This window comes from Austwickia sp. TVS 96-490-7B (assembly GCF_019331795.1).
In the GTDB taxonomy this organism is placed as follows: domain Bacteria; phylum Actinomycetota; class Actinomycetes; order Actinomycetales; family Dermatophilaceae; genus Austwickia.
Window position 1 is genome coordinate 1 of the sequence record NZ_JAHPZL010000010.1, and the last position, 1,861, is coordinate 1,861.

The following is a 1,861-nucleotide window of genomic DNA, read 5'->3' on the forward strand; positions in this document are numbered from 1 at the left end:
AATTGGCATCGATTTCGGCACGCTGTTGAGTTCTCAAGAATCAGTTACCGCTTCGCTTTCAGCCTTTCAGCTTTCCGCTCGGCGACTTCTCTAAGTTATCCTTCCAGCTGAGCGAGTGTCAAATCCGCGTTTCCTGCGACATTCCACAGAAAAAACTTCTTCGCACACACTCTCCGGACAACTCGGAGTACTTTTCCACCTCACGCACCACGAGTCAAATCGGCACTCCAACCGCTCAGCCCTGTCTGTTACCGGGCGCCCCAGCTTCGACGCTGAACTCGCCGCCACTGAGCTCACACGGGCGTAACAGCAGCACTTCAACTCCCGCCACGACCTCCCGCCTGCTCCTGCCTCAGCGGCCGCTCATCGCAATCAGCCCACGCCACTCACGCGGACACACCACCTGAGTGGGGGCCGCACCTAACGTGGCGCTTCAGCCTGTACGCCGTCGAATCTCTCGACATGCTGTTGGCTGCCAGCCAGGCCATCGACCAGGAGGCCGCGCCATCTGCCCCAGCTGCCGGACCGACCTCGGACCCCTGACTGCCATCTGACTTACGGGCACCAACTCTCTTCGCCACCACCTGGTCCACATGAACCTGGCAGAGATCACAGGCCACATCGGAAGAAGAATGATGAAGACCTCGATCCCCCTGATCTCCTCACAGAACAGTGCGTTTCTCTGGCCCGGTCTGTGTCGCCCAGCAGATGCGCCCCAGTGACGTCCTCCACCAACAACATGACAAAGTCTTGCGCCCGTGATCGCGTCGTATGCCCTCTCACTCGGGCCTCGACACGGGGGTGGGTGCAGGGATTGGGCGAATCGGACCGCATAAAGGATGACGGACCCCCTCTGAAACGATCAATGGCCGTGTTGGCTTCAATCCCTATCGATGGCGGCCGCGAACTTGGCTACACACTGGCGACTCGAACCTGGGGCCGGGAACTCATGACCGAACTCGCACAAGCCCTGTCCAGTGGGATCGGGGCTTGTGTGACGATTCCGCCGTCGTGCTTAACCGCTTTCGCCGTAGCGGACAACGCAGCTAGCCTCCGAATGCTCGAGAAGGTCAGCTTCTGCGTCCTAGAGATTCGTGAGTATAAGTAGCGCGATCACGCCTTTGATGTCATTGGTAAGGTCCCCTTCGTCGCAGAGAAAACGTGGCCTTCGGCTAACGTCAGCCCCTGCCGCACTAGGGATTGGTGTTGGCTTGCCCCGGTCAGTGTTCGGCGATGCTGGGGGTGGCATGACGTAGCTGAGGAGCAGCATGGGCGGTGGGGGTTGTGATGCCAAGGCATGCGCCTGCTGTGGTGAAGGTCGCTGGGATGCTGGCGTGGTTGGCACGTTGACAAAAGATGATCATAGAGACGGGCGCTAGACCGCCAGCGGAGAATCCAACGAAGCTCTTGATACGGCCGAGGTACTCGGCTGGGCATCGTGTATGGACGGTACCCAGAAGCGATGCACTGGCTGGCCCCATCGCAATCCCAAGGAGGACGGTGACTGCGATGGCAAGAGTCAGCTGTACTTGCTGGCCGGTAGTGCGCTGGGCGCCCGCCACTCGGAGCACCTCGAGCAATGGGCTAAACGCCTACGTCATACGCTTCCTCCGTGCCCTTGACAACACCACGAACGACACACCCTGGAGACGGCAGCACCATCGGCAAGCCAGAGTCCGCGGGAGGGCAGCCTGTGCACTTCTTCCTCAGCCGCGCCACCCTCACTATGGCCAAGCTGCGTGAGCTAGACGGTATGTTAGCGACCCGGTCGTTGTGACGGGGTTGCGGGCCGGGGCCTCGCTCACGAGATTCGTGGGTTACCGAGCAGGCCGCCTGCTTGGCCTATCCGACATTCGTGGGA

2 protein-coding genes are annotated in these 1,861 nt (G+C 60.5%); both read left to right on the top strand.

The window, feature by feature from the left end:
* The first annotated feature begins 865 nt into the window (after window positions 1-865).
* The gene (locus tag KEM60_RS17030; RefSeq protein ID WP_370626376.1) at window positions 866-1,108 is read left to right on the top strand and encodes a GNAT family N-acetyltransferase; all 243 of its coding nucleotides are present in this window, start codon (window positions 866-868) and stop codon (window positions 1,106-1,108) included.
* Window positions 1,109-1,612: 504 nt separating this feature from the next.
* A complete protein-coding gene (locus KEM60_RS14040) occupies window positions 1,613-1,777 on the top strand; it encodes a hypothetical protein (RefSeq protein WP_219108317.1) in 165 nt (54 codons plus the stop codon).
* Window positions 1,778-1,861: the final 84 nt, after the last annotated feature.

Bases quoted from the DNA above. Each gene is read 5' to 3' on its own strand.
- KEM60_RS17030 (WP_370626376.1), top strand. From the start codon at position 866: ATGGCCGTGTTGGCTTCAATCCCTATCGATGGCGGCCGCGAACTTGGC.